3 protein-coding genes are annotated in these 1,871 nt (G+C 47.0%); 2 read left to right on the plus strand and 1 reads right to left on the minus strand.

The features are described 5' to 3' along the window. Nucleotides 1-396: 396 nt before the first annotated feature. Nucleotides 397-786, minus strand: a complete 390-nt coding sequence (locus WCG50_RS19220) for a hypothetical protein (protein WP_336901200.1) — start codon at nt 784-786, stop codon at nt 397-399. Nucleotides 787-850: 64 nt separating this feature from the next. Between WCG50_RS19220 and WCG50_RS19225 the strand changes: the two genes are divergently transcribed. After that, nucleotides 851-1,114 carry a helix-turn-helix transcriptional regulator gene (locus WCG50_RS19225; RefSeq protein WP_336901201.1) on the plus strand — a complete coding sequence of 88 codons (264 nt, stop codon included), beginning with the start codon at nt 851-853 and terminating at the stop codon, nt 1,112-1,114. Nucleotides 1,115-1,191: 77 nt separating this feature from the next. Further along, the gene (locus WCG50_RS19230) at nt 1,192-1,746 is read left to right on the plus strand and encodes a hypothetical protein (RefSeq protein ID WP_336901202.1); all 555 of its coding nucleotides are present in this window, start codon (nt 1,192-1,194) and stop codon (nt 1,744-1,746) included. Nucleotides 1,747-1,871 lie beyond the last annotated feature (125 nt).

Consider the following 1,871-nt stretch of genomic DNA (forward strand, 5'->3'; position numbering starts at 1 on the left):
GGCCGCTTGCCATTCAAAGCTAAAGCTGGTTGTGATATCCAGCTCTCAGCCAATTCCCGAGTGCCAAGAACCTTTTCGGCAATGGCGGCTATCTCGATTAGAGCCGCATCCACATTGTTGCCGCCGACATTTTCTGTCTCCAGTTTTTCCATCGTGTTCGCCTAAAGTTTTACGTTTTAATATTACTTGTTAAAGCCGCCCCATTTCAAATTGCCGACTTCGCACACTCATGTATGTCTGTAAAACGGTCGTTTTCTTGACGCCACCGAACTATGCTCAGGAACCGCATTCTTTGAGGCGATTCCTGTCGATCTTCACCACTGGCGCCTGTTCAGTAGACTGCCTATGAGTACCTCAAATGGGAAGTAGCTTAAATATCGTCTGCAGAAAAACCATCTACGAGACTTCGGCTTGCACCTCATTCAACAAATCTTTTGAATCGTTTTTGCGCGTAATTTTGAGAATACGGGCGATCAACTCTCGCTCCACGTAGAACATGTACCGGGGAAGCCAGTGTTTAAGTCGATCTTCCGACAAAACAAAGGTTGACTTCCCTTTCAACTTCGCGGCTTCATTCAACAACATGTGCCCTACCAAAAACATAGGCCCAGCAGCTGGTGGGTTTGTCTCCATTTCCTCTGATGTAAAGGCAATTTCGCACAGCAATAAATCACGCGCAATCTGATGTAGAACAACATCCGACAGGTTTTCGGGAAAGGCCGCCTCAGTAGGTTTTCCAACAACAAGCCTGCTAATGGATTCAAGATTGGTTTTTTGGATTTTCATGATGCCTCAATAATGCTACTTAAAGTCTGTAGACTCAAAAGCATCATACCAAGATGCTACCTGCATGAAAAAGCAGGTAAAAACTTCTTTGTCCGCCAGAGCGCGGCTCGCGAAAAACTTGAGATTACTGCGGGCACGAGATGGCTTGTCGCAGGAGGCTTTGGCTGACCTGGTTGATTTACACCGAACTTATGTGGGCTCAATTGAGCGATCAGAGAGGAACGTGTCGTTGGATAATGTGGAAAAGCTGGCAACGGCGCTAAAGATCGATATATGTGAATTGCTTTCAGAATCCATGAATCTCGATCAAAACAACGCAAATAAATAATTTCTAAAATTGGCACGCACCGTCCACACAAAAAAGGATGGGTGATGACCATGAACCGAGGTTAGGGAGAGAAGAATATGTCAAACGAATTCGGAAGTTATATTCCGCTGTGCTCAGCGCTGGCTGGTGGGTTGCTGTCACTGATTGGTTCTTGGGGAGCAGTCTGGTTCAGTACACGATCTGCAATCAACCGGGATTCACACCAATTGGCAAACGCATTCAAGGGCGAAATGTCTGCCCTTGTGCATATTGCTGAGTTACGAAACTACGCTGCTAGTCTGAGAGAGCAGGCGAAGTGGTGTACCGATAACAACGCCGTTGGCTTTTTCAGTGCACCGAGCAGGAAAGAATATCGGGCAGTATATAAAGCCAACGTCGGGAAGTTGGGTAGCCTCAAAGGCGACCTGCCCAAGCAAATTGCCATCGTTTACACGCAAATGGCATCCCTTCAAGAGGACCTAAAGACTCTGGACGAGATTCACATTGGGACCCGGACAGATGCCTGGATGGGTCAACCTGTCACGGCTTCACAACGATACTCGGGGATGGCTTTACTTATTGAAGACACCATTTCTAAAGCCAAAGCCACCTTGACCGAAATTGATCGCCTGTATCCAGTATCAGCACGGTGACGTGGACTGCAAACTTCCGCTATTAAGCGCGGCTTATAGCGCTTAGACAAATAACAAAAATCCCATGTTCGAACAAACCTTCAAAAACATCGACGACATCCTGCACAAAGACGCAGGCTGCACCA

The organism is Rhodoferax sp. (genome assembly GCF_037143375.1).
Lineage (GTDB): Bacteria > Pseudomonadota > Gammaproteobacteria > Burkholderiales > Burkholderiaceae_C > Rhodoferax.

What these genes read in the sequence shown, in the direction of transcription:
- WCG50_RS19220 (WP_336901200.1), bottom strand. Translation starts at nt 786, where the DNA reads ATGAAAATCCAAAAAACCAATCTTGAATCCATTAGCAGGCTTGTTGTT.
- WCG50_RS19225 (WP_336901201.1), top strand. Translation starts at nt 851, where the DNA reads ATGAAAAAGCAGGTAAAAACTTCTTTGTCCGCCAGAGCGCGGCTCGCG.
- WCG50_RS19230 (WP_336901202.1), top strand. Translation starts at nt 1,192, where the DNA reads ATGTCAAACGAATTCGGAAGTTATATTCCGCTGTGCTCAGCGCTGGCT.